General features: G+C 69.2%; 32 protein-coding genes and 1 riboswitch. Of the genes, 21 read left to right on the plus strand and 11 right to left on the minus strand.

Annotation, left to right across the window (positions count from 1 at the left end):
- Window position 1: 1 nt before the first annotated feature.
- Together CTB96_RS02320 and CTB96_RS02325 are read left to right on the plus strand one after the other, a co-directional pair.
- A complete protein-coding gene (locus CTB96_RS02320) occupies window positions 2–940 on the plus strand; it encodes a carbohydrate ABC transporter permease (protein ID WP_110125303.1) in 939 nt (312 codons plus the stop codon).
- Entirely contained in the window at window positions 937–1,848 is a 912-nt protein-coding gene (locus CTB96_RS02325; RefSeq protein ID WP_110125304.1) for a carbohydrate ABC transporter permease, read from the plus strand. The genes CTB96_RS02320 and CTB96_RS02325 overlap by 4 nt, the downstream gene beginning before the upstream one ends.
- 18 nt (window positions 1,849–1,866) lie before the next feature.
- Here the strand turns inward: CTB96_RS02325 and arsM are convergent, their stop codons facing one another.
- Genes arsM through arsB form a run of 3 tightly spaced genes read right to left on the minus strand, consistent with a single transcriptional unit; the run spans window position 1,867 to window position 4,251 of the window.
- Window positions 1,867–2,634: an arsenite methyltransferase gene (gene arsM, locus CTB96_RS02330; RefSeq protein WP_110125305.1), complete on the minus strand. Its 768-nt coding sequence runs from the start codon at window positions 2,632–2,634 to the stop codon at window positions 1,867–1,869.
- A gap of 58 nt (window positions 2,635–2,692) precedes the next feature.
- Window positions 2,693–3,103: an arsenate reductase ArsC gene (locus CTB96_RS02335; protein WP_110125306.1), complete on the minus strand. Its 411-nt coding sequence runs from the start codon at window positions 3,101–3,103 to the stop codon at window positions 2,693–2,695.
- Between the two features lie 23 nt (window positions 3,104–3,126).
- Window positions 3,127–4,251, minus strand: a complete 1,125-nt coding sequence (gene arsB / locus CTB96_RS02340; protein ID WP_110125307.1) for an ACR3 family arsenite efflux transporter — start codon at window positions 4,249–4,251, stop codon at window positions 3,127–3,129.
- 110 nt (window positions 4,252–4,361) lie between these two features.
- Between arsB and CTB96_RS02345 the strand changes: the two genes are divergently transcribed.
- Together CTB96_RS02345 and CTB96_RS02350 are read left to right on the plus strand one after the other, a co-directional pair.
- Window positions 4,362–4,712, plus strand: coding sequence for an ArsR/SmtB family transcription factor (locus CTB96_RS02345; protein WP_110125308.1), 351 nt, complete (start codon window positions 4,362–4,364; stop codon window positions 4,710–4,712).
- A gap of 90 nt (window positions 4,713–4,802) precedes the next feature.
- Window positions 4,803–5,273 carry a hypothetical protein gene (locus CTB96_RS02350; RefSeq protein ID WP_110125309.1) on the plus strand — a complete coding sequence of 157 codons (471 nt, stop codon included), beginning with the start codon at window positions 4,803–4,805 and terminating at the stop codon, window positions 5,271–5,273.
- Here CTB96_RS02350 and CTB96_RS02355 read toward each other — a convergent pair.
- A complete protein-coding gene (locus CTB96_RS02355; protein ID WP_110125310.1) occupies window positions 5,270–6,748 on the minus strand; it encodes an MFS transporter in 1,479 nt (492 codons plus the stop codon). The two genes, CTB96_RS02350 and CTB96_RS02355, sit on opposite strands and share 4 nt — an antisense overlap.
- Window positions 6,749–6,878: 130 nt before the next feature.
- Between CTB96_RS02355 and CTB96_RS02360 the strand changes: the two genes are divergently transcribed.
- Both CTB96_RS02360 and CTB96_RS02365 read left to right on the plus strand, forming a co-directional pair.
- Window positions 6,879–7,517, plus strand: a complete 639-nt coding sequence (locus CTB96_RS02360) for a TetR/AcrR family transcriptional regulator (protein WP_219993197.1) — start codon at window positions 6,879–6,881, stop codon at window positions 7,515–7,517.
- A 32-nt stretch (window positions 7,518–7,549) separates the two neighbouring features.
- Window positions 7,550–8,380, plus strand: a complete 831-nt coding sequence (locus tag CTB96_RS02365) for a siderophore-interacting protein (protein ID WP_110125311.1) — start codon at window positions 7,550–7,552, stop codon at window positions 8,378–8,380.
- Window positions 8,381–8,407: 27 nt separating this feature from the next.
- Here CTB96_RS02365 and CTB96_RS02370 read toward each other — a convergent pair whose 3' ends face one another.
- On the minus strand, window positions 8,408–9,271 hold the full coding sequence (locus CTB96_RS02370; RefSeq protein ID WP_110125312.1) for a patatin-like phospholipase family protein: 864 nt from the start codon (window positions 9,269–9,271) through the stop codon (window positions 8,408–8,410).
- A 291-nt stretch (window positions 9,272–9,562) separates the two neighbouring features.
- Between CTB96_RS02370 and CTB96_RS20435 the strand changes: the two genes are divergently transcribed.
- Window positions 9,563–9,700: a hypothetical protein gene (locus CTB96_RS20435; protein ID WP_181397104.1), complete on the plus strand. Its 138-nt coding sequence runs from the start codon at window positions 9,563–9,565 to the stop codon at window positions 9,698–9,700.
- A gap of 11 nt (window positions 9,701–9,711) precedes the next feature.
- Here the strand turns inward: CTB96_RS20435 and CTB96_RS02375 are convergent, their stop codons facing one another.
- From CTB96_RS02375 to CTB96_RS02385, 3 genes are read right to left on the minus strand one after another with little or no spacing between them, the layout of a single operon-like run.
- Window positions 9,712–10,203 carry an FBP domain-containing protein gene (locus CTB96_RS02375; protein ID WP_110125313.1) on the minus strand — a complete coding sequence of 164 codons (492 nt, stop codon included), beginning with the start codon at window positions 10,201–10,203 and terminating at the stop codon, window positions 9,712–9,714.
- Between the two features lie 8 nt (window positions 10,204–10,211).
- A complete protein-coding gene (locus tag CTB96_RS02380) occupies window positions 10,212–11,402 on the minus strand; it encodes an SGNH/GDSL hydrolase family protein (protein ID WP_110125314.1) in 1,191 nt (396 codons plus the stop codon).
- A 6-nt stretch (window positions 11,403–11,408) separates the two neighbouring features.
- The gene (locus CTB96_RS02385; protein WP_110125315.1) at window positions 11,409–11,984 is read right to left on the minus strand and encodes a TetR/AcrR family transcriptional regulator; all 576 of its coding nucleotides are present in this window, start codon (window positions 11,982–11,984) and stop codon (window positions 11,409–11,411) included.
- 148 nt (window positions 11,985–12,132) lie between these two features.
- Here CTB96_RS02385 and CTB96_RS02390 point away from each other — a divergent pair, with 148 nt between their 5' ends.
- From CTB96_RS02390 to crcB, 5 genes are all read left to right on the plus strand, one after another.
- The gene (locus CTB96_RS02390; protein ID WP_110125316.1) at window positions 12,133–12,378 is read left to right on the plus strand and encodes a hypothetical protein; all 246 of its coding nucleotides are present in this window, start codon (window positions 12,133–12,135) and stop codon (window positions 12,376–12,378) included.
- A 59-nt stretch (window positions 12,379–12,437) separates the two neighbouring features.
- Entirely contained in the window at window positions 12,438–12,983 is a 546-nt protein-coding gene (locus tag CTB96_RS02395; protein WP_110125317.1) for a universal stress protein, read from the plus strand.
- An 11-nt stretch (window positions 12,984–12,994) separates the two neighbouring features.
- Window positions 12,995–13,067: riboswitch (Fluoride riboswitch) on the plus strand.
- 42 nt (window positions 13,068–13,109) lie between these two features.
- Complete coding sequence (locus tag CTB96_RS02400; protein WP_110125318.1) at window positions 13,110–13,850, plus strand: 2,3-bisphosphoglycerate-dependent phosphoglycerate mutase; 741 nt, start codon at window positions 13,110–13,112, stop codon at window positions 13,848–13,850.
- Window positions 13,850–14,305, plus strand: a complete 456-nt coding sequence (locus CTB96_RS02405) for a CrcB family protein (RefSeq protein ID WP_110125319.1) — start codon at window positions 13,850–13,852, stop codon at window positions 14,303–14,305. The genes CTB96_RS02400 and CTB96_RS02405 overlap by 1 nt, the downstream gene beginning before the upstream one ends.
- The gene (gene crcB / locus CTB96_RS02410; protein ID WP_110125320.1) at window positions 14,302–14,682 is read left to right on the plus strand and encodes a fluoride efflux transporter CrcB; all 381 of its coding nucleotides are present in this window, start codon (window positions 14,302–14,304) and stop codon (window positions 14,680–14,682) included. Before CTB96_RS02405 ends, crcB begins: the two co-directional genes overlap by 4 nt.
- Here the strand turns inward: crcB and CTB96_RS02415 are convergent.
- A complete protein-coding gene (locus tag CTB96_RS02415) occupies window positions 14,679–15,257 on the minus strand; it encodes a TetR/AcrR family transcriptional regulator (RefSeq protein WP_248283179.1) in 579 nt (192 codons plus the stop codon). The two genes, crcB and CTB96_RS02415, sit on opposite strands and share 4 nt — an antisense overlap.
- Window positions 15,258–15,374: 117 nt before the next feature.
- On the opposite strand from CTB96_RS02415, the gene CTB96_RS02420 reads away from it, so the two are divergent.
- From CTB96_RS02420 to CTB96_RS02430, 3 genes are all read left to right on the plus strand, one after another.
- Window positions 15,375–16,241, plus strand: a complete 867-nt coding sequence (locus CTB96_RS02420; protein ID WP_110125321.1) for an alpha/beta hydrolase — start codon at window positions 15,375–15,377, stop codon at window positions 16,239–16,241.
- A gap of 117 nt (window positions 16,242–16,358) precedes the next feature.
- Entirely contained in the window at window positions 16,359–16,784 is a 426-nt protein-coding gene (locus CTB96_RS02425) for a YciI family protein (RefSeq protein WP_110125322.1), read from the plus strand.
- Between the two features lie 27 nt (window positions 16,785–16,811).
- Entirely contained in the window at window positions 16,812–18,047 is a 1,236-nt protein-coding gene (locus CTB96_RS02430) for an RNA polymerase sigma factor (protein WP_110125323.1), read from the plus strand.
- A gap of 4 nt (window positions 18,048–18,051) precedes the next feature.
- Here CTB96_RS02430 and CTB96_RS02435 read toward each other — a convergent pair whose 3' ends face one another.
- On the minus strand, window positions 18,052–18,876 hold the full coding sequence (locus CTB96_RS02435; RefSeq protein ID WP_110125324.1) for a helix-turn-helix transcriptional regulator: 825 nt from the start codon (window positions 18,874–18,876) through the stop codon (window positions 18,052–18,054).
- A gap of 142 nt (window positions 18,877–19,018) precedes the next feature.
- Between CTB96_RS02435 and CTB96_RS02440 the strand changes: the two genes are divergently transcribed.
- Window positions 19,019–19,405, plus strand: coding sequence for a YybH family protein (locus CTB96_RS02440; RefSeq protein ID WP_110125325.1), 387 nt, complete (start codon window positions 19,019–19,021; stop codon window positions 19,403–19,405).
- A 30-nt stretch (window positions 19,406–19,435) separates the two neighbouring features.
- The gene (locus CTB96_RS02445; RefSeq protein WP_110125326.1) at window positions 19,436–20,533 is read left to right on the plus strand and encodes an alanine racemase; all 1,098 of its coding nucleotides are present in this window, start codon (window positions 19,436–19,438) and stop codon (window positions 20,531–20,533) included.
- A gap of 13 nt (window positions 20,534–20,546) precedes the next feature.
- On the opposite strand, the gene CTB96_RS02450 is transcribed toward CTB96_RS02445, so the two are convergent.
- Entirely contained in the window at window positions 20,547–20,900 is a 354-nt protein-coding gene (locus CTB96_RS02450; RefSeq protein WP_110125327.1) for a VOC family protein, read from the minus strand.
- A 101-nt stretch (window positions 20,901–21,001) separates the two neighbouring features.
- Between CTB96_RS02450 and CTB96_RS02455 the strand changes: the two genes are divergently transcribed.
- From CTB96_RS02455 to CTB96_RS02470, 4 genes are all read left to right on the plus strand, one after another.
- Complete coding sequence (locus CTB96_RS02455; protein WP_110125328.1) at window positions 21,002–21,238, plus strand: helix-turn-helix domain-containing protein; 237 nt, start codon at window positions 21,002–21,004, stop codon at window positions 21,236–21,238.
- A complete protein-coding gene (locus CTB96_RS02460; RefSeq protein WP_110125329.1) occupies window positions 21,231–21,704 on the plus strand; it encodes a Clp protease N-terminal domain-containing protein in 474 nt (157 codons plus the stop codon). The genes CTB96_RS02455 and CTB96_RS02460 overlap by 8 nt, the downstream gene beginning before the upstream one ends.
- 167 nt (window positions 21,705–21,871) lie before the next feature.
- Window positions 21,872–22,894, plus strand: coding sequence for an ATP-binding cassette domain-containing protein (locus tag CTB96_RS02465; RefSeq protein ID WP_110125330.1), 1,023 nt, complete (start codon window positions 21,872–21,874; stop codon window positions 22,892–22,894).
- Window positions 22,891–23,718, plus strand: coding sequence for an ABC transporter permease (locus CTB96_RS02470; protein ID WP_110125331.1), 828 nt, complete (start codon window positions 22,891–22,893; stop codon window positions 23,716–23,718). Before CTB96_RS02465 ends, CTB96_RS02470 begins: the two co-directional genes overlap by 4 nt.
- The last annotated feature ends 24 nt before the right edge of the window (window positions 23,719–23,742 follow it).

The following is a 23,742-nucleotide window of genomic DNA, read 5'->3' on the forward strand; positions in this document are numbered from 1 at the left end:
CATGACCGCCACTGCCACGCGGGCGAAGAGGCCCGCCGCGTCACCCGGCACACCGGCTCGGCTGAGGTCGAACATCGCCCGCACCCCGCGCACCTTCTACTGGATGGTGGTGCCGGCCGTCGTGATCTTCTTCGCCCTGCACACCATCCCGGTGCTCAGCGGCATGTTCTTCAGCCTGACCAACTACGCCGGCTATGGCACCTGGGACCTGGTCGGGTTCTCGAACTACATCAACCTGTTCCAGGACGACCGGGTCCTCAACTCCTACGGCTTCACCTTCGGCTTCGCCATCGTGTCCACCATCCTGGTGAACGTGATCGCCCTGGCCATAGCGCTGGGCCTGAACTCCAAGATCAAGTTCCAGGCCGCGTTCCGCGGGGTGTTCTTCATCCCCTACGTGCTGGCGATCCTGATCATCGGGTACGTGTTCAACTACCTGTTCGCCAACTCGTTCCCGGCCATCTTCACCGCGCTGGGCCTGCCGGGGCTCTCCGGCAACCTGCTGGCCAGCCCGGACTTCGCCTGGGTGGGCATCGTCATCACCACGGTCTGGCAGGCGGCGGCGTTCAACGTCATCCTCTACCTGGCCGGGCTGCAGACCATCTCCGCCGATCTCTACGAAGCCGCCGCCATCGACGGCGCGAGCGGCTGGCGCCGGTTCCGGTCGATCACCTTTCCCCTCATCGGCGCGTACTTCACCATCAACATGGTGCTGTCGTTCAAGTCGTTCCTGCAGGTCTTCGACCAGATCGTGGCCCTCACCGCCGGCGGACCGGGCACGTCCACCGAATCCATCGCCCTCGTGATCTTCCGCGGCGGCTTCCAAGGCGGTGAGTACGGGTACCAGATGGCCAACGCCGTGGTCTACCTGTTCGTCATCATCATCGTTTCATTTCTCCAGCTGCGCATTCTGCAGCGCCGGGAGGCGAGCTTCTCATGACCGACACCCTCACCAACACGACAGCTCCACTGCCCGCCGATGCGGATGCGTCCGCTCGCGCGCCGCGCACCCGCCGCCGGCTCGACGGCGGCAACGGCGGCACCAACTGGTGGCTCACCGCCCTGATCGCGGTCTGCTCGCTCACCGTGCTGATCCCGCTGTACTTCACCGTCGTCACGGCGCTCAAGACCCCCGACCAGCTCGGCGGCACCGGGTTCGAACTGCCCACCAGCATCCGCTGGGAGAACTTCGCGGATGCCTACCAGCTGACGAACTTTCCCCGGGCGCTGCTGAACACGGCCCTGATCACGGTCGGCGCGGTGTTCCTCACCCTGCTGACCAACTCGCTGGTGGCCTACGCGATCGCCCGCAACATGCACAAGAAGTTCTTCAAGGGGTTGTACTTCTACTTCCTCGCGGCGATCTTCGTGCCGTTCCCGATCATCATGCTGCCGGTGGTGAAGGAGACCGCGCTGCTGGGCATCGACACCCCGGTGGGCCTGATCCTGCTGTACACGGTCTACGGGCTCTCGTTCAATATCTTCATCTTCGTGGCCTACATCAACTCCATCCCGGTGGAGCTGGAGGAGGCCGCCCGGCTGGACGGCGCGAGCACCTGGGGGGTGTTCTGGAAGGTCATCTTCCCGCTGCTCTCCCCGATGAACGCGACCGTGGGCATCCTCACCTGTGTCTGGGCGTGGAACGACTTCCTGCTGCCGTTGGTGGTGCTCTCCGACCCGTCGGCGCAGACCCTGCCGCTGGCGCAGTTCATCTTCCAGGGCCAGTTCAACACCAACTACCCGGTGGCCTTCGCCTCCTACCTGATGGCACTGGCCCCGCTGCTGGTGGTCTACGTCATCGCCCAGAAGTGGGTGGTGAGCGGCGTCACCCGCGGCTCGGTGAAGTAACGCCGCAGGGCCGGCGGGTCACGCCCCGCCGGCCGGCTTGACGGCCTTGACGATGGCGCCGTGCATCTCGGCGGCCACCTCGTGGGTGTAGTCGACGCTGATGTCGACGAACCCCGCCTCGGCCAGGGTGTGCAGGTACTCCTGCTTCGAGAGCGCGCCGGCGATGCAGCCTGCGAAGCTGCCGCGCTGGATGCGATCCTCTGCACTCAGATGGTCCTCTGCGACAACATCGGACAGGCCGAGACGCCCGCCGGGCTTGAGCACGCGGAACATCTCGTTGATCACGGCGCCCTTGTCGGCGGACAGGTTGATCACGCAGTTCGAGATGATCACGTCGATCGTCTCGGCCGGCAGCGGGATCTCTTCGATTCGACCCTTGATGAACTCGACGTTGGTCGCGCCGGCCTTGGCCGTGTTGGCACGGGCGAGGGCGAGCATCTCGTCGGTCATGTCGAGGCCGTAGGCGAATCCGGTGGGGCCGACGCGGCGCGCGGAGAGCAGCACGTCGATGCCGCCGCCGGAGCCGAGGTCGAGCACCGTTTCTCCGGCGCGCAGCTCGGCCACCGCGGTCGGGTTTCCACAGCCCAGGCTGGCCAGCAGGGCCTCCTCCGGCACCTCGGCGGCCTCCCCGCCGGTGTAGAGAATGGAGCCGAACACCTCACCGTTGCCGAGGTCGGTAGGCACGCAGCAGGACTCGCCGGCGGCGGCGGAGACATCGGTGAGCTGCAGGGCCGCGGCCGCGTAGCGCTGCCGAACGTGCTCGGTGATGTCGGCGTTCTCGGTCATGAGTGCTCCTTGTCTGGCAGTTGGACGGGCGGGATGCGGCGGAACGGGTCTGGCGGCCTCAGCCCTGGGCGGGCAGGATCTCGGCCAACAGGGCGGTGATCCTGGCCTTGATGTCATCGCGGATGGGTCGCACCTCGTCGATGCTCTTGCCCTTCGGGTCGGCCAGCTCCCAGTCTTCGTAGCGTTTGCCGGGAAAGATCGGGCAGACGTCGCCGCAGCCCATCGTGATGACCACATCGGATGCCTGCACGGCTTCGGTGGTCATCAGCTGGGGCACGCCCTGGCTGATGTCGATGCCCTCTTCGCGCATCGCCTGGATGGCTATCGGGTTGATCTCGGTGCCGGGCTCGGAGCCACCCGAGCGCACCTCGACCGCGCCGTGCGAGAGCGCCGTCATATAGCCGGCGGCCATCTGGGAGCGCCCGGCGTTGTGGATGCAGACGAAGAGGACAGTGGGCTTGTCGGTCATGTTCGGGTTCCTTCGGTGTGAGGTCAGGCGCTATCGGGCACAAGAACGGTCGGGGCGACATCCGGTGCGGCGGTGGGGCCGCCCGTTGGCAGGGACGGGAAGAGCCGGGGTCGCAGCCAGAGCGCCACGTACACCAGCGCGACCAGGGCGGGCACCTCGATCAGCGGGCCGACGATGCCGGCCAGGGCCTGCCCGCTGGTGGCGCCGAAGGTGCCGATGGCCACGGCGATCGCGAGCTCGAAATTGTTGCCGGCGGCGGTGAAGGCAAGGGTGGTGGTGCGCTGGTAGCTGAGGCCGATCATCCGGCCCACGACAAACGCGACGACGAACATCACGGCGAAGTAGACCAGCAGCGGCAGGGCGATCCGCACCACGTCCAGGGGTCGGTCGATCACCTGCTGACCTTGCAGGGTGAAGAGCATAACGATGGTGAACAGCAGCCCGTAGAGGGCGAACGGGCCCACCCGCGGAAGGAACCGCGCCTCGTACCAGGCCCGGCCACGGGTGGCCTCACCGATGCGCCGAGACAGATACCCGGCCACGAGGGGAATGCCGAGGAAGACCAGCACGCTGGCCGTGATCGCCCAGATCGAGAAGGACGCGCTGGTCGTACCCAGGCCCAGCCAGGTGGGCAGGATCTGCAGGTAGAACCAGCCCAGGGCGGAGAAGGCGATGACTTGGAAGACCGAGTTGACCGCGACCAGGAACGCGGCGGCCTCCCGGTCGCCGCAAGCGAGGTCGTTCCAGATCAGAACCATGGCGATGCACCGGGCCAGCCCCACGATGATCAGCCCGGTGCGGTACTCCGGCAGGTCGGGCAGCAGGAGCCAGGCGAGGGCGAACATCAGTGCGGGTCCCAGGAGCCAGTTCAGCACCAGCGATGAGATGAGCAGCCTGCGATCGCCCGCAACCGCGCGAGCGTCGGAGTAGCGCACCTTCGCCAGCACCGGGTACATCATCACGAGCAGCCCGATCGCGATCGGCACCGACACCGACCCGATCTGGAAGGAATGCAGCACGTCTCCCAGCACCGGAGCGAACACGGCGAGCGTCAGGCCGAGCGCCATCGCCGCGAGAATCCAGACGGGCAGGAACCTGTCGACCGTGCCCAACCGGGCCGGCGTGGTGGTCGCTTCTGGGGAAGTCATGCGGCTCCGAACTCGTCACTCAGCGCGCCATATCGACAAACATCGATCAGCGTCGATTCACCGTAGTCGGCTATATCGACACTTGTCAATCTATCTGCGAGGATGTTCCCATGTCGTTCACCGAGCTCCTTCCCCTCACCGACGTCACCGCCTGTTGCGCCCCGCTCACCCGGGAGGCGATCAGTGCCGACGGCGCCGAGAAGCTCGCGCGCACCCTCAAAGCCATCGCCGACCCCGCGCGGCTGCGCCTCATCTCGATGGTGGCGGCGCACGACGATGCCGAAGCCTGCGTCTGTGACCTCACCGAACCGTTGGGCCTGGGCCAGCCGACGGTCTCGCATCACCTGAAAATCCTCGTCGACGCGGGCATCTTCACCCGCGACAAGCGTGGCACCTGGGCCTACTACAAGCTCGTGCCCGGCGCCCTCGACTCCATCGCCCAGCTGCTCATCACCGTCTGACGCGACCCGGTTCCCTGGCGCCGCCGGTCAGCCACGTCCCGGCCGAGCCGGTTGTGCCGGAGAATGGATGACACACGAAGGGGGGTCAGGATGTCGAGAAAGAAGCGGGCAGAAGAGCTGCGCGCCATCGCCGCGCACGTGCTCACCGCTCCGATCCTGCTCGAGGGCGACGCCGATGAGTTGCTGACCGTGCTGCGCGCCGGTGCGCAGGCAGCGGGGATTCGCCGCGCCGAGAGCGCATCCACGGGCCAGCCCGCGCGAGTGGTCGTGATTGCCGTCAAACGCGACAGCCGGCGCTCCTCCCTCATGAAGGCCGCCGGCATGCTGCGTGACCTGGATGACTGCGTGGCACCGGACGCCGTGCGGATCATCGTCGTGCAGAGCAAGCGCTCCAAGCTCGCGCCGCCGCGGTTGCAGCGACTGGTGGCCTCAGAGGTTCTGTTCCAGGTGGCGCTCGCACTGCCGGATATCGTGCCCGGCGCGAAGACTCGCACCCTGCGGCAACGAACCGGCCTCACCACGCTGGATGCCGCCGGCTTCCGGGTGCTGCGCTTCGGCTAGACGACAGCCTCATCCGGGAAGTCCTGAACGCCCAAGGCCATGGCCTGCTGGCGGCGCTTGCGCATCGAGGGCGCGGCGACCGCGCCGACGATCGCGAGGGCAGCCACACCGGCGCACACCCAGAAGCCGATCACGAAGGCGTCACCGGTGGGCAGCCCCTGCGGGGTGCTGTTCGACGAGATCAGCGCGGCGATCACGGCCGTGCCGACGCTGCTGCCGATGGTGCGCGCGATGGTGTTCACGCCGATCGCCTCACCGGTCTGCTGCGCCGGAACGCTCTCGATGATCGCGTTGGAAGCCGACGCCAGGGCCAGGCCGATGCCGGCACCGGTGAACAGTCCGGAGACCACGATCTGCCAGAGCTGGTCGTGGGCGATGCCGGGAATCACGAACGCGATGGTGACGAAGACGGCGCCCAGCAGCATCGGCGGCTTCGGTCCGAACTTGCTCACCAACATGCCGGCCAGGGGTCCGAACACCACCATCATCAGCACGGTCGGCAGCAGGAACAGGCCGGCCTCCGACACCGATTCGCCGAAGCCGTAGCCGGTCGCGGCCGGCAGCTGCAGCAGGGTGGGCACGAGCACGAAGGTGCCGAACATGGCGAAGCCGAAGATGAGGGCGACGACATGGGCGGTCCACACACCGCGCACCTTCATCAGGCGCATGTCGATGAGCGGTTCCTTCACCCGCAGTTCGACGAAGACGAACACCACCAGGGCGATGGCGCCCAGGGCGAGCAGGCCGATGGTCTCGCCGGAGCCCCAGCCCCAGTTCGCGCCCTCGCTGATGGCGAGCAGCAGCGACACGAGTGCCACGGTGAGGATGCCGGCGCCGAGCACGTCGAGACGGCCAGGGGTCTTCACGGGCGATTCGGGCATCCCGAAGATCACGCCGAGCAGGGCGATGACGATGAGCACCAAGGGCAGCCAGAACAGCCAGTGCCAGGAGAGGTTCTCCACGATGGGGCCGGCCGCCACGATGCCGACGCCGGCGCCAACACCGAAGATGGCCGAGAGCAGGCCGATGGTCACCCCGACCTTCTCGCGCGGCAGTTCGTCGCGGACGATGCCGATGGACAGCGGCATGATGGCGCCGGCCGCCCCCTGCAGGGCGCGCGCGACGATGAGCACGCCGAGGTTCGGGGCCAGGGCGGCGAGCAGGGTGCCCACCAGCAGGAGGGCCAGCACGATGATGAGGATGCGGCGCTTGCCGACCATGTCGCCCAACCGGCCGAGGATCGGTGTGAGCACGGCGGCGGAGAGCAGGTAGGCGGTGAGCACCCACGCCGCGTCTCCGGTCGAGACGCCGAGGTCTTGCCCGATCGTGGCGAGCGCGGGGGCGACCAGCGACTGGAGCACGGCGAACGACAGGCCGCCCAGCGACAGGAAGAGAACCAGCAGGGAGCTGTGGATTTTGCGACCGGTGGCCGCCGGAACTGAACCCGTGACGGGCTCCTGAACGATCTGGGACATGCGACTCCGAGCTCTATGTAAACAAGTGCTGACTTAGGCACTGTAGGCGAGACATCCCCTCAAGTCAACATCTGTTTACATCGGCGAAACATACCTGTACCGTTGAGGCAACCGAAGGGAACCGAGAACCATGCGCGTACCGACTGTGCTGGGCGCCAAGCAGGACGCAGAGACCCCGGCTGCGAACCGGTCCCGGGATGCCGCCAGCACCCGGCTGTTGTTGCTCAAAGCCGCGCGCCGTCGCTTCGCCCGCCACGGCTACTCCACCACCACGGTGCGGGATATCGCCGCCGATGCCGGGGTGAACGTAGCGTTGATCAACCGCTACTTCAGCTCCAAAGAGGGCCTCTTCGAAGCCTGCCTCCGCCAGGTCGGTGAAGACCTCGGGCGCCCGGCGGGGAGCACGACCACCATCGAGCACACCCTCGAGAAGATGCTCACGCGAGTCGCCGACCAGCCCTCCGGCGACCACACCATGCAGCTGTTGCTGCTGCTGCGCTCGTCCGGCGACGACCGGGCCGATCAGATTCGGCTCAGCACGCTGCGCTCCTTCACCGAAGGCATTGCCACCTCGGCGGGTTGGCAGGCCGGATCCGCCGATGATGACAAACTCCTGCTGCGCGCCCAGATCGCCATGGCCACGGCCCTCGGCGTGGTGCTACTGCGCTCATCGACCGGGCTCGAGCCACTGGCCTCGGCCACCGCGGAAGACCTGCGCGACCCGCTCGGCGAAGTTCTGGCCACCCTGGTCGCGCCGACAGGATTGTGAAGTGAGGGTGTCCTAACTTAGGGTTTACCTCGATGACAATTCCCACAGTGCGCCCGCCTCGTCCCGTTCGTCCGCAAACCACCCTCGAGGTGGTGCGACGCGAACAACTCAGCCCGCACCTCGTGCGCATCGTGCTGTCCGGCGCCGAATTCGACGACTTCGTGACCAACGAGTCCACCGACAAGTATGTGAAGATCTTCTTCGCCAAGCCCGAACTGGGCCTCCGCCGCCCCTATGACCTGGTGGCACTGCGCGACACGCTCGCCCCTGAGGACCTCCCGGTGACGCGCACCTACACCGTGCGCAACGTCGACGCCGAAGCCCGAACCCTCTCGATCGACTTCGTCGTGCACGGTGACGACGGCCTGGCCGGACCGTGGGCGGATGCCGCCAAGCCCGGCGACCTGCTCACCTTCTCCGGCCCCGGCGGCGGCTACGCCCCGGACCCCCGAGCCGACTGGCACCTCTTCGCCGGCGACCAGTCCGCACTGCCTGCCATCGCCTCCGCCCTGGAAGCCCTGCCCGCGTCGGCGACCGGGCTGGCCTTCATCCAGGTCGCCGACGCCACCGAGATCCTGCAGCTGACGGCGCCGCCCGCCGTGGCCGTGCAGTGGCTGTTCGGCCAGAGCCCGGCGCTCCTCGTCGACGCCGTGGAGGGCGCGACCTGGTTGCCCGGCCGCCCGCAGATCTTCGCGCACGGCGAGAGAAGCGCGATGAAGGGCCTGCGCGAGGTCTTCAGCGCCCGCGGCGTGCAGCGGGCCGAGCTCTCCCTCTCGGGCTACTGGGCGCTTGGCCGCACCGAAGACAAATTCCAGGCCGAAAAGCGCGAACCCGTCGGCGTCATCCTCCCCGTTCCGGGCTAGGCCGCGCCGCCGCGACGCTCGCCGGCGTCAGTCGGCCAGGGCGGCGTGCACCCGGGGGGCTTCGCGGCGGCCCTGTTCGCGGGCGGCGGCCACCAGGGCCGGCACGATCGCGGGGTCCATCACGGTGCGGCCCTGCGCCCGCTTCGACGCGGCGTCCCGCAGCAGCACTTCCACCCGGCGGTTCGCGCCGAGCGCCGCGCGCTGTGTGGCGATGCGCGCCCACGGCCCGATCGCGGCCGTGCTCGGCGCGAGTGCGATCACCGGGCCGGATCCCGGCGCGAGGTCGAGGTTCAGGGTGGAGCGCATGCCGCCGTCCAGGTATCGCCGTCCTTCGATCGGGATGGGCGCCGTCGACAGCGGCACCGCGCAGCTGGCGGCGACCGCGTCGACCAGTGCGACCCCGTCGCTCCGGGTGAAGGTCCGTGCCTGGCCGGTTTCGGCGTCGACGGCCACGATGCGCACGGATGCGTCCGTCCAGTCGTGCACGGGAAGGCGGGCCTCGATGATTGTGCGCATCCGCTCGATCGTGGCGTCGTCGGTGCCGAGGGCCAGCTGCCCGAGCCGCCGGGCGGCGTGCTCGGGGCTGCGCACGAGGAACTGGGCGCGGGACAGCCGGACCAGATCACCGAGGCCGAGGCCGGTGGCCGTTTCGTAGGGCACCCCCGCGCGTTGCCGCTCGTACAGCTGCGCCAGCGGTGTGCCGCCGGCGATCTGGGCGGCCACGACGGCGCCGGCGCTGGTGCCGAGGAGTACGGCGTCAGCCGTGACGCTCACCCCTTCGGCGGCGAGGCCGGCCAGGATGCCCACTTCCCAGGCGATGCCGGCCACACCTCCGCCGCCGAGCACCCAGACCGGGGAGGTGTCGGACGGTGCAGTTGGGGACGGTGGCATGGCTTTCCTTCGGCGCGGCGGACGTGCTCGCGCTCAGGCTACTGCGGCGCCAGTGCGCTCGCCGCCCACCCAGCCAGATGGGTGGGTGTGGTGGTCAGCTCGGTCCGAGGGGTCTCCGGCCGAAACGCGGAGTTGCACATCCCCCGGCCCATGCCGAGGATGGCGTCGACCTGCTGGCGTGGGCTCAGACCGCTGACAACGAGTCGAGCTGGAGCTCGACTCCCCCGGACTGGGCGGTGGCGCCGTGCTTTCGGCATCGGGATTAATGCCTGCATCGCTGCGGCCGTCATCATGGCCAGAACCCTGGCCGCCGTGCCCTGGTTGAAGCCGCACGGTCTGCGGATTCTGCTTGCGGTGGTTCTCGGCGCGGTGTGGGGACTCCTCATCGCACTGGTCACGCACGGTCCCTGCCCCTGGCAGTTCGGCTGATCGGTCTCAGCTCAGCCCGCCGACAACACCTCGGCCGCGAAGCCCGCGGTGCGAGCGCGCAGCATCTCCATGCGCTCGTCCCGCGCCGCGGCCACATCGAAGCCGAGATAGGCCACCGACGGCAGCTTGCGCACGTTCACCGAGCACTGGAACGACTCACAGGCCAGGATGCCCACGGTGTTTCCGTTCCGACCGGACGGACCGGCCTTGACGGCGCTGAACAGCACCACCTCGTTGGGCAGCCGAACGTCACGGCACCAGGAGCACTGCGCACGCCGCCGCAGCGAGGCATCCGCCTGTCGGAGCACGATGCCCACCGGCTCGCCGTCGACCGGCACGACGATGTACGACCGTCGCTTCATTTTGGCGTCACGCCAACCCAGGTAGTCCAGGGCGCTCCAGTCGATCTCGGCGAGACCGGCGGGCAGGGTGATGTCCGCGACGACCTTGCGGGAGGCGTTCACGAACGAGGTCAGGATGGTGGCTGGGGTCAGCGGCAACATGGGCGTTCTCAATCGGTAGAAGCGTCGGACGGGGCGGCATCGAAGGCGAGCGCGGCGAACCGGTGCCCCATGCTCTGGTGCACCTCTGCCCCGGGGTGCAGGCCGTCGGCGAGCGGGAACTCGACGTGGTCCGCGCTGCCGTAGAGCTCGGTGCCATCCAGCAGGAACAGGGCCGGATCGGTCAGCGCGCGCTGGGCCACGATCTGGGCGAGGTCGGCGCGGATGGTCTGCAGGGTCATGGCACCGAACGGCACCTGCGCGGCATCACCGCTGGCGAGAAACCGCACCTGGCCGGTGGCGAAGGAGGCAGGATCCGGCGCCGACGGTCCGGGCACGCTCTCGTGGATCGGGCAGTAGATCGGCGACACCACCACGAGCGGGGTGGTGGGGTGCCCCTCGCGGATGGTGTCGAGAAAGCCGTGCACGGCAGGCACGAAGGCGCGCCGGCGCATGGCGTCCGCGTTCACCAGGTTGATGCCGATTTTCACGCTGATCCGATCGGCCGGGGCGTCCCGGATCACTCGGGCCATGAACGGGTCGAGCATGGCGCTGCCGCCGAAGCCGAGGTTCACCAGGTCGAGGCCGCAGGCGCGGGCGGCCACGGCGGGCCAGGTTTCCGACGGCGAGGCCGCGTTCGAGCCGTGGCTGATCGAGCTGCCGTGGTGCACCCAGACCGGGCGGGGCGGGGCGGATGCCGGTGACACGGGCGCATCGGTGCGAAGCGCGACCAGCTCGGTGCGTTCGTTCCACGGCAGCCAGATCTCGATCTCCTTCTGCCCATCGGGCAGCCCGGCGAACAGGGCAGTGCCCACGCTGCCGCCACGCAATTCGGTGGTGCCGGCCTGCAGGTCGATCAGGATCTGATTACCGCCGGGGACACTGGCCTGGGCGATGAGCTGCCCGGCGATGCGCAGGTCGTACACGCCGTCCGGGCGGCCGGGAGCGCCGACATAGAGAGTCTTGGTCGGGCGCACATCAAGCGCCACGACGGACGCGGTCGTGCGAAAGAGCAGGCGCACACCGGCCGGCTGCGCCTCGGTCATCAGCAGCTGCGGGTCGGGGAATTGCTCGCGCACCCAGGTGGGCAGCCGGTGCGGAGTGAGGCCGTGCCCGGTGGGTTCGAGCTCGGCCGCGCCGCGGATGAGGTCTGCGGTGATCTCGGTGACGACAGGCGCGAGGGCGAGGGTATCGATAGTCATGGGTGGTTACTCCGTCGGGGTGGGCCAGTTGCGCAGGGAGGTGTCGACGGCGTCGAGCACCCGGTGCCAGCTCTCGGCGGCCGACGGGGCGGAGTGGTCGAAACCGCCGCCGGCCTCGATCGCGACGAAGCCGTTGATGGCGCTGCCGAGCAGCCGAACGCCGTGTACCTCGTCGGCCGCCGTCAGGCCGTACCCGCTCATGATCGCTCGGGCGAACCGGGCGATCCTGCCGCCATCGCTGGCGGCGGCGGCATCCGCGCTCAGCCGGCGTTGCGCAGCTTGCCACCGGCCGGGGTGCGCCCTGGCGTAGTCGCGGTGTGCGTTCGCGAAGGCGAAGAGGGCGTCCCGGCCGGACTTGCCGGCCAGGTCATCCGCGGCGCGGTCGGCCAATTCGTGCAGGGCGAGCAACGCCGTCTGGTCGAGCAATTCGTCGAGGCCGGTGATGTGCGAATAGACGCTGGCCGGCCGCACGTCGAACCGGCGCGCGAGCGCCGAGACCGTGACGGCCACGAGTCCGGCCTCGTCGGCGAGCTCCGCGGCGGCGCTCACCAGTCGAGCCTCGGTCACTCCTGCGCGAACCATTCGTCCTCCTACTATCTATTGTTAATTACCTACAGTCTATAGGCAATCGCGTGCGGCCTGTGAACCGGCAGAATTCTCTGGCTTTCTCCGGTCGCCCGTGTCAATCTGAATCAGACCGGCCCCCCGGGGCCCCGCGATCGGAGCACCAATGACGGATACCGGTAACACCCAGAACGAGCCGATTCAGGCCCAGCACGACCAGCCCGATGACGCCAAGGTGGCCGGCATTCTCGTGCAGCAGGAGGCCGACCTGGCCGGCCAGGATGAGGCCAAGATCCTGGATGCGTTGCGTCAGCGTTTCGCGGATGCCGGGCTCTCGATCAGCGACGACAACCTCTCAGGCCATGCCAAGCGGATCGCCGGGCTCGAACCGAACAGCTTCTCCCAGAAGTAGCCGCTCGGCCCCCGCGCAGGGCCTACCGCTGGCGGGACTCTTCTGTCAGTCTGGGCGCCATGAGCATCCGAAGCCGTGTGGTGGTGGTGGGCGTGTACCCCGGGCAGTCCGACGGGGTGGTGTTGCAGGCAGCGGTCTTTGCGGCGCGGTTCGACGCCGAGCTCGTGTGCGCCTGGGTCGATCCCGGGCGGCACCCCCGGGCCGATCACGCGGATGACCCGGGAATTCCCGTCGTCGGCCCGGCGGGGATCGACCCGCTCAGTGGCGCGCCGGTGATGACCGGCCCCGTCGCCGTGCCGCCCGCCGCGCCGTTCAACCCGTACCTCGCCGCCCACCTGGAACGCATCCTGGGCGGGCACGATATCGAGTGGAGCACCCGCCAGCTCAGCGGCGACCCGGCCCAGTCGCTCGGCCAATTGGCCGAGTCGCTGCACGCGGCCATGATCGTGGTCGGCACTCGCGACGGCACCGTGCGGGGCAGCCTGCAGGAATTCTTCGCCGGGTCGATTGCGATGAACCTGGCCCATCACCAGCACCGGCCGGTGGTGGTGATTCCGCTGGCACCGGTGTCGTTCGAGGATGCCCCGCAGTGGGAGTCGGACTGACCGGTGTAGCCTTTTGCTTTGGTGATGGATCCCACCTGAGCATCCGCTCGAACCGCCTGTTGGGCTGATGGTTCCTACCGACTTTTGGTCGCGCCGACTCCGGCCGACGAGACTGGTGGGTGAACCGTGACGAGCAGGCCGAGCGCTGGTTCCCTCGTACTCGTGCGGCACGGTCAGAGCACCGCGAACGCCGCCGGCCTCTTCACCGGCATCCTCGACCCTGCTCTCTCCGCCACCGGCGCCGACGAGGCCAGGGCGTCAGCAGAGCTGTTGCTGAGCAACGGGCTGGTACCGGATGCCCTGTTCGTGTCGCCATTGAAACGCGCCACCCAGACCGCCCGCATCATCGCCGAGACGCTCAGCATTCCCGCGGCCGAGGTCACGGTGGACTGGCGGCTCACCGAACGCAACTACGGCGCGCTCACCGGCCGCCTCAAAGACGATGTGCGCACCGAATTCGGCGAGAGCCAGTTTCTGGCCTGGCGCCGCTCGGTCGACACCGCCCCGCCGGCCATGGCCGACGAGCAGTTCGCGCCGTTCCAGAACAGCGCACTGTTCCAGGGCCTGCCCACCCGGGCGCTCACCCGCACCGAATCGTTGCGCGACGTGATGGCCCGGGTCACCGAGTTCCATGACGAACGAGTGCTGCCCCAGTTGGCGATGGGCCGCACCGTGCTGATCGTGGCGCACGGCAACTCGCTGCGCGCGTACTGCGCCGTGCTCGAGCAACTCGACAAGTCGGCCATCCACCGGCTCAACCTGCCGACCGGACATCCGCTGGTCTATGCAGACGGCACCCGTCGGTACCTCGACGCGGAGCGGGCCGAGGCCGCCGCGCTCGCCCTCACCCTGGACGGCGGTACCTGATGGCCGCCGCGCCCGCCGCACCAGTGCACCTGCGCTGGCAGTATCTGGCACTGGTCTTCGCCGGCGGCACCGTGGGCACGGCCGCGCGGGAGCTGCTCGCCATCACCGTGCCGCCGGTCGCCGGGGTGGCGGTCGTGATCGTGGGGATCAACGTGGTGGGGGCGTTCCTGCTGGGCCTGCTGCTGGAGACCCTCGCGCGCCGCGGGCCGGACGACGGCCGGCGCCGCTCCATGCGCCTACTGCTGGGCACCGGAGTACTCGGCGGCTTCACCACCTACAGCGCCCTGGCCACCGATACCAGTCTGCTGCTCGCCGAGAACCGACTCGGCACCGCGCTGCTCTACGCCCTGGGCACTCTGCTCGTGGGCGCGTTCACCGCCTGGGCGGGCATCCTCACCGGCGCCGCGCTGCACGGCCGGCGCACCATCCGTCGCAGCGGGGCGGATGCCTCGTGACGCCGCTGCTGTTTGTGGCCGTGTCGCTGGCCGGCGGCCTCGGTGCCGCGCTGCGCCTATTCCTCGACGGTGTCGTGCGCGCCCGGGTGAAGACCACCCTGCCGCTGGGCACGTTGCTCATCAATGTGCTCGGTTCGCTGCTGCTCGGTGTCATCACCGGTCTCACCCTGGCCCTGTGGCTGCCCGAGGCCTGGCACCTGGTGCTCGGCGGCGGCCTGATGGGAGGCTTCACCACCTTCAGCACCGCGAGCGTCGAGACCGTGCGCCTGGCGCAGGCCCGCCGGTCGTACGCCGCCCTGATCAATGGTCTGGGCATGCTCGTGCTCTCGGTGGCCTGCGCGTTCCTCGGTCTCTGGCTGGGCCTGAGCGCCGGTTAGGCGAGCACCTTGCGGGCGGTGCGCTCGAACGCGGTCTTGGTCTGTTCGACGCCGTCGAGGTAGCCGCCCACCAGGGCAGCATCGCGCAGCAGCACCAGGGAGGCGGCACCGGCCGCCGGGTCCTCGGCGCCGGCGGCGACCAGCACCTGTTCGAGCGTGTCGCGGAACCAGTCCCGGTGGCTGGCCACGAGCTTGCGCACCGGGCTCGTCGCATTCGGGTACTCGGCGGCCGCGTTGATGAACGGGCAGCCACGGGTGTGGTGCTGGCTGATGTCGTCGGCGATGCCGCCGATCAAAACATCGAGCAGGTCAGCCGCCTCGGCCGCGGAGGAGGCGCCCTCGGCGAACAGCGCTCGGAGGGCCGCATCCTCCTCCCCCAAGTAGGCGAGCACCAACCCCTCCTTGCCCGCGAAGTGCCGGTACATGGTCGCCCGGGTCACCCCGGCCTCGGCCAGCACCCGGTCGAGCCCGATCGTGTGAATGCCCTCGCGGTAGAACAGGCCGGACGCCACCCGGAGCAGGCGGTCACGCGCTGCGGAGCTCTTTTTCGGACTGCTGTGCATGAGATCGGTCATACGCACAAATATACCAGAACGTTCTTTCTCTTTTTGCTTGACATTGCTGATCTCGGCGAGCTAAGTTCAATTCAACAAGAACGAACGTTCTTTCCAATCCCAACACCAGGAGTCGCCATGTCCACCGCATCCGCACCCATCACCACCCGCGAGCAGACCGAGATCGACCGCGCCAACGCGTCCGGCCGACAGCCGGTGGTCTTCGTACACGGCCTCTGGCTGCTGCCCAGCAGCTGGGCCGCCTGGCGCGAGTTCTTCGAGGAGCAGGGCTTCACCACCCTCGCGCCGAGCTGGCCCGACGACCCCGAGACCGTCGACGAAGCCCGCGCTCACCCCGAGGTGTTCGCAGGCAAGTCGGTGCAGGGCATCACGGATCACGTCGCCGCCGTCATCGGCCGGCTCGACCGCGCCCCCATCGTGATCGGCCACTCCTTCGGCGGCCTGATCGCCCAGAAGCTCGCCGGCATGGGCCTGGCCGCGGCCACCGTCGCCGTCGACCCCGGCCCCGTCAAGGGCGTGCTCCCCCTGCCGCTCTCCACCCTCAAGGTCGGCAGCGCCGTGCTGCTCAACCCGGCGAACTACCGCAGCCAGGTGCTGCTCACCCGCGAGCAGTTCCGGTTCGGCTTCGGCAACGCCGTGAGTGAGGCCGAGTCCCACGACCTCTACGCCCGCTTCTCCGTGCCCGGCTCCGGCATCCCGCTGTTCCAAGCGGCGCTGGCCAACTTCCGTTTCGGCGGCGACACCGCAGCCGACACGAAGACCCCCGCCCGTGGTCCGCTGCTGGTGATCTCCGGCGAGAAGGACCACACCGTGCCGTGGGCCGTCGCCAATGCCACCTACAAGTTGCAGAAGAAGAACCCCGGCACCACCGAGATCGTGGAGATGGCCGGTCGCGGGCACTCCCTCACGATCGACTCCGGCTGGCGCGAGGTGGCCGAAACCGCGCTGCGCTTCGTGCGGGCGCAGGTGCCGGTGGTGTCATAGCCGGATGCGGCGAAAACTGCTTGAATCTTTTTCACCGCACTGTCGATCCGCACGATTGTCGTTCGACGTCTAGGTAGAGGGACGCATCCGGCGGCCCGAACAGCCAAGGAGAATCCGATGAAGTACATGCTGATCATGCGAGCAACCGATGCCGCCCGCCAAGACTATGAGGCGATGGATTTCAACGAGGTCATCGAGAAGATGGGCGCCTACAACGAGGCCCTCCTCAAGGCGGGCGTAATGCTCGCCGGCGACGGCCTGGCCGACTCGATGGCCGACAACTTCGTGGTCGACTTCTCCGCTGACCCGCCCATCGTGACCGACGGCCCCTACGGCGAAACGCATGAACTCTTCAGCGGCTTCTGGATGATCCAGGTGGGCTCCAAGGAAGAGGCCATGGAGTGGGCGAACCGGTGCCCGCTCGGCCCCGGGTCGAAGCTCGAGGTGCGCCGGGTCACCGAGATGAGCGACTTCGGCGAGTTCGCCGACAACCCGGTACTCAAGCAGCAGGAGACCTGGCGCGCCGAGAGCGGCCAGGTCTAGCGCGGCCAGCGCGAGGGGACCGGCGCGATGGTCGACACGCGGCGCACCGTCGAAGCGGTCTGGCGCATCGAAGGTGCCCGCATCGTCGCCACGCTCGCCCGGGTGACGAACGATGTGGTGCTGGCCGAGGACCTCGCCCAGGAGGCGGTGATCGATGCGCTCCGGCAGTGGCCGGAGTGGGGAATCCCGCAGAACCCGGGGGCCTGGCTCACCGCCGTGGCCAAGCGCAAGGCGATCGACACCTGGCGACGGCGGGAGCGTCTCGACGACAGGTATCAGGCCATCGCGCACGATCTGGCGGCCCGCGCAGGCTCCGAGCCGGATGCCTGGGAGCCGATCGACGACGACGTGCTGCGCCTGGTCTTCATCGCCTGCCACCCCGTGATCGCGCGCGAGGCCCAGGTGGCGTTGACCCTGCGGTTGGTCGGCGGCCTCACTACCGAGGAGATCGCCCGGTTGTTCCTGCTGCCGGTCGGCACCATCCAGCAGCGCATCGTGCGGGCCAAGAAGACCCTCACCGCCGCCAAGGTGCCGTTCGAGGTGCCCGACCCGAGCGAGTGGCGGGCCCGGTTGGGCTCGGTGCTCGGCGTGGTCTACCTGGTCTTCACCGAGGGCTACGCGGCCACCTCGGGCGAGCACTGGATGCGCACCGACCTCGCCAACGAGGCGCTTCGGTTGGGCCGGGTGCTGGCGGGGCTCACCCCGCGGGAGCCCGAGGTGCACGCGCTCGTGGCGCTGATGGAACTGCAGGCGTCGAGGTTCGGTGCCCGGGTGCGACCGGATGGCACCCCGATCTTGCTGGCCGACCAGGACCGCAGCCGGTGGGACCGGGCGCAGATCGGTCGCGGGCAGGCGGCGCTGGCCCGGGCGGATGCGCTCGGCCGGGGCCGGGGCAGCTACGCCCTGCAGGCCGCGATCGCGGAGTGCCATGCCACCGCCCCGAGCGTCGAGACCACTGACTGGGCCCGGATCGTGTTGCTCTACGAGGCGCTCGGCCGAATCGCGCCGAACCCGGTGGTGGATCTCAACCGGGCGGTCGCGGTGTCGATGGCGACGGGTCCGGCATCCGCCCTGCTCATCGTGGACGGCTTGGCCGATGCCGGCGCCCTGCGCGGCTCGTCCCTGTTGCCGAGCGTGCGCGGTGAACTGCTGGCGCGGCTCGGCCGGGCCGAGGAGGCGCGCTCGGAGTTCGTGACCGCGGCCGCGCTCACCGGGAACGAGCGCGAGCGGGGTGTCTTGCTGGCCAAGGCCGCCGCGCTCTGACCGATCAGCTCCGTGCCCGGGTGGCCCGCACGGTGCCGAGTAGCGCGAGGGCGTCGGCGCTCGGTGAACCGGCGGGTGCGGTTGCGACGGTGAGCTGCTGGCCGGGCGCGTCCCGCACGTCCAGGGTCTGGTAGGTCAGCTCCAGCCGGCCGACGTCGGGGTGGTTGATGATCTTGTAGGTGATGTTCAGCCCGGCCACGGCGTGATCGGCCCACAGTGCGGCGAAGGCGGAGCTCTCCCGGAGGAGCCGGTCGATGATGGGAATCAGGTCGGGATGCGGTGGCGTGTGACCGGCGGCGAGTCGGAGTGCGCTGACCGTGGCGCGGGCGACGACATCCCACTCCACGAAGTACTCACGGGCAGCGGGATCGAGGAACAGGAAGTCGAGCGCGCCGTCGATCTGCGTTTCACCGAGCAACGCCTGAGCCGTCGGATTGGCCGCGATCACCCGGAACGTCGCATCTACGACGTAGGCGGCCGAGTCGGGGAAGGCCTCCATCAGCTGTTGGAGGTCGGCACTCACCGCGCCCGGGGCAGACTGATCGCGGGGCGCGAGCCGGGCCAGGCGGAAGGCGTGCTTACGGGCATCCCGGCCCAGCCGGAGGGCCGCGCAGATCGACTCGACCACCTGGGCGGATGGCGTGCGCTCCCGGCCCTGCTCGAGTCGGGTGTAGTAGTCCACGCTCACCCCGGCGAGCACGGCGACCTCTTCCCGGCGGAGTCCGCTGACCCGCCGGCCGGCCAGGTCGGGCAGCCCGACGTCACTCGGGGCGATCCGGGCGCGCTGGGCGCGGAGGAAGTCTCCGAAGGGACTGGTGTCGGCTGGCATACTGCCCACGTTAGTTGCACCCGCCCACGCCCTGGCAGGGTGCAGCCCACCCTGGCAGCCGGCCGCGGCGGCCGTGAGACTCGAAGGACGACACCACCTCCCCTCGCCGCCCGCGGCGAACCGACCGGAAGACGACTCGACCATGCCCCACACCGACCAGCCCAACACCGACCAGTCCAGCACCAACCGGACCACCACCGACCAGGCCGTCCTCGTCGGCGACTGGATCACCGCTACCAACACCCACGATGTCGACCAGTACCTCGCCTTCTTCACCGACGACGCCGTGCTCGACGACCCGTCGGTCGGCGAAGCCTTCACCGGCAAGCCGGGTATCGCACGGTATTTCCAGAGCTACTTCGTCAGCTACAACACGCAGACCCGGCTGGTGAGCACCGAGGCCCGAGGGGACTCCCTGCACGTCGAGGTCGACTTCACCGGCGACTTTCCCGGCGGCCAGACCGGCGGAACCTTCGAGATCACCTTCGCCGGGCAGAAGCTCGCGCGGGTGCAGGCGGACCTCCTCTAGGCGAGAAGCGCCGACTGCCAGACTGAGGGCATGACCGCCCGCGAACCCGTCACCCTCGCCGACCTGCCCACTCCGTCGCTCGTGCTCGACGAGGCGCGGCTCGACCGCAATATCGTCGCGATGGCCGCCTTCGCGGCCGAGCGCGGACTCGCCCTGCGTCCGCACGTGAAGACACACAAGTCGGTCGAGATCGCCCGCCGCCAAGTCGCCGCCGGTGCCGCGGGCATCACCGTCGCCACGATCGCCGAGGCCGAGATCTTCGCCGGCGCCGGCTTCACCGACATCTTCATCGCCTATCCGCTCTGGCTCGACGCCGACAAGACCGCCCGGCTGCGGCGCCTGCTCGAGGCGAGCCCGGCCGGGGCCGGGCCACTGCTCATCGGGATCGACTCGACCGAGGGTGCTGAGCGCGCCGCCCAGGCCGCGGCCGGCCTTCTCGACCGACTCGCGGTGCTCGTCGAGGTGGACTCCGGGCACCATCGCAGCGGGGTTACGGCCGCAGAAGCGGCAGCCGTTGCGACCGCCGCAACGCAGGCCGGCCTCGACGTCGCCGGGGTCTTCACCTTTCCCGGCCACAGCTACACGCCCGAGGGCCGCCGGGCCGCCGCGGCCGACGAAGCACGCGAGCTGGCGGCCGCGGCCCTAGCGCTGGCCGGGGTGGGCGTGACCGCGCGCATCGTCAGCGGCGGCTCCACGCCATCCGCTGAGTTCGCCGACGCGAGCGTGCTCACCGAGCTACGCCCCGGCGTGTATGTCTTTCGCGACGCGCAGCAGTGGGAGCTCGGCATGTCGGCGCCCGACGACATCGCACTCACCGTGCAGGCCACCGTGGTCTCCCGGCGCGGCGACCACCTCATCGCGGATGCGGGCAGCAAGGTTCTGGGCGTCGACCGCGGATCGTTCTCCACCGGCTTCGGCCGCCTGCCGGGCCACCCCGAGGCCCGCATCACCGCGCTCTCGGAGCACCACGCCACTCTCACCGCGCTCGACCTGCCCGCCGGCAGCCGGATCACCGTCGTGCCCAATCACGTCTGCATCGCGGTGAACCTCGCCGACGAGTATGTCGTCGTGCGCGGCGGCACGGTGGTGGGCCGGTGGCCCGTGGATGCGCGCGGCGCGAATACCTGACCCGGCCGCCGGGTCAGGCCGGCTGCCAGAGCTCGATCCGATTGCCCTCTGGGTCTCTCACCCAGGCGAACCGGCCGATGCCGGCCATGTCTTCGGTCTCGGGTGCCACATCCGCCCCGGCGGCGCGCAACTGCGCCAGCATCGCGTCCAGGTCTCGCACCCGGAAGTTGAGCATGGTCTGCTGGCCGCGCGAACCGAAGTAGTCCGTCTTCGACTCGAACGGGGCGAACACCGTCGGTCCGGCTTCCTGCTGCCACGGTTCGTCGCCGCCGGCGTCCAGGCCCAGGCAGTCGCGGTACCAGGCGCTCAGAGCGGCCGGGTCCGCGGCCCGCAGAAAGTACCCACCGATGCCCACCACGCGTTCCATGCCCACAGCTTGCCACGCGAGCGATGACCACTTCCAGCGGCAACACCAGAAAATAAGCAACTTAAGTTGACTAATCGCTAGAAGCAACCTAAGTTGCTTATATGCCACCGATTACACCACCACCCACCGGAGGCCCGGCCGATGGCCTCGCCGCCGTGGTCGCCCTGCGTGAACTCGCCGACCGCATGGAAGACGCCGAAGTCGAGCGCGCCATGCGGGAGGGCTGGTCGTGGACCGAAGTCGCCCAGGCCCTGGGCGTCTCCCGTCAGGCCGTACACAAAAAACACTTGCGCCGACTGATCGACGCCGGCATCGAATTGAGGAGAAGAAATGGATGACGACACCCTGCCGGTCGGCATGCGCGAGCTCATGACCAGGGCCATCGACGAGGCCGCCCAGCGTGGCTCCGGAGTCGTGGAGGGCGAGCACATCCTGCTGGCGTTGCTCGCCGAGCCCCGCAGCGCCGCGGCCCGCACCGCCGCCGAAGGCGGACTCGACCACGACGGACTCCTCGACGCCCTGCGCGCCGAACGGGTGCACAGCCTCCAGGCCGCGGGCATCACCGCGATCGACGCCAGTCGGCTGCAGTCCACCCCTCGGGCCCGCCAGCGACCCACCTGGGGCGCCTCCATCCGCACCCTGATGACCGAGGCCCGCACCGCCAACCGCGGCCCGCGCCACCGCATGACCGAACAGGACATGTTCGTCGCGATCCTGCGCACCGAGCTCGGCACGGTTCCTCGTGCCCTCGACCTGGCCGGCATCGACCGGGCCGCGCTGATCACCCGACTCAGCCAGGCGTAACCTGCGCGGCCCGCCGGCCGCATCCGCCACCGCCGACGGCCACCGGCGTCGCCGGGGTATTCGGCGCGCCCGCACGCCGGCCGAACCGACTCCTACTCGACCCGAGGCACCTCGCCGAGCCCTCCCCTGCCCGAAACCATCGCACCAACTCACCCGAAGGATTCCCCATGACCATCCCCTCCCTCGCCCATCCCCGAACCGACTGGGCCATCGAAGCCACCGGCCTCGTCAAGACCTTCGGCGCCAATCGCGCCGTCGACGGTGTCGACCTGCGTGTGCGCACCGGCACCGTCTACGGCGTGCTCGGCCCCAACGGCGCCGGCAAGTCCACCACGATCAGCATGCTCGCCACGCTGATGCGCCCCGACGGCGGCGAGGCCCGCATCTTCGGCCACGACGTCGTGAGAGAGGCGCAGGTGGTGCGCCAATTGATCGGCGTGACCGCGCAGTTCGCCTCGGTCGACGAGAACCTCAGTGCCACCGAGAACCTGGTGATCTTCGGTCGCCTGCTCGGCCTGAACCGCCGGGAGGCCGCCGCCAAGGCCACCGCGCTGCTCGAGGAGTTCAACCTCACCGAGGCGGCCCGCCGGCCGCTGAAACGGTTCTCCGGCGGCATGCGCCGGCGGCTCGACCTGGCCGCCAGCCTGATCGCCCAGCCGCCGCTGATCTTCCTCGACGAACCCACCACCGGGCTCGACCCGCGCACCCGCACCCAGATGTGGGACACCGTCCGCCGGCTGGTGGCGAACGGGTCGACTGTGCTGCTCACCACCCAGATGCTCGACGAAGCCGACCAACTCGCGGACCGCATCGCCGTGATCGACCGCGGCCGCGTCGTGGCCGAGGGCACCGCCGACGACCTCAAGGCCTCGGTGGGTACCGCCTCGCTGCAGCTGCGCCTCACCAACCCGGCCGACACCACCGACGCGCTCCGCGCCATCCAGACGGTGCTCGGCAGCGCGGGCACGGCAGCGCCGCAAGCCGGGCGCATCACGGTGCCGATGACGGATGTCGACCGGGTCACCGAGCTGCTCCTCACCCTGCGCGACGCCGGCATCAGCCTCACCGAGATGAGCGTGCAGAAGCCCACCCTCGACGAGGTCTTCCTCACCATCACCGGCCGCGGTGTCGACGACGCCGCCTCCCCCACCCCGACCACCCCCGACCACGAAGTGAGCGCCGTCGCATGAGCACCGCAAGCCTGAGCACCACCATCACCCCCGGCCTCGATCGGCCCCTGAAGAACCGCACCAGCGCCCGCCAGACCGTGAGCAATTCGCTCACCATGGCCTACCGGGGGCTGCTCAAGATCAAGCGCACGCCCGAGCAACTCGTCGACGTGACCGTGCAGCCGATCCTGTTCACGGTGATGTTCACCGTGCTCTTCGGCGGCGCCATCTCCGGCGACATGGCCAGCTACCTGCCGCTGCTCATCCCCGGCATCCTGGTGCAGACCGTGTTGACGACCTCCGTGGTCACCGGGGTGCAGCTGCGCGAAGACATGGACAAGGGGGTCTTCGACCGGTTCAAGTCGCTGCCCATCGCCCGCATCTCCCCGCTGGTGGGCGCGCTGCTCGCCGACACCGTGCGCTACGCGATCGCCACCACCATCACCTGGATCGTCGGCTACGCGCTGGGCTACCGGCCCGAAGCCGGGCTGGGCTACGTGGTGCTGGCCTCGCTGCTGATCATCGCCTGCGCCTGGTCGATCAGCTGGATCTTCGCGTTCTTCGGCGTGATCGCCCGCAGCGCGTCGAGCGTGCAGGGCATCTCGATGAGCGTCCTGTTCCCGCTCACCTTCCTCTCCAACGCGTTCGTGCCCATCGACACCCTGCCCACCTGGCTGCAGCCGCTGGTGAACCTGAACCCGATCTCCCACCTGATCACCGCGGTACGCGGCCTGGCCGACACCGGCACCATCGGCGTCGACGTGCTCCTCGCCCTCGCCGGCGCCGCCGTGGTGGTGCTGGTCTTCGCCCCGCTCACCGTGCGCGCCTACATGCGCAAGGCCTAACCGCCCCCGGTAGGGAAGACTGGC

The sequence above is a fragment of the Cryobacterium arcticum genome, assembly GCF_003185895.1.
GTDB lineage: Bacteria > Actinomycetota > Actinomycetes > Actinomycetales > Microbacteriaceae > Cryobacterium > Cryobacterium arcticum.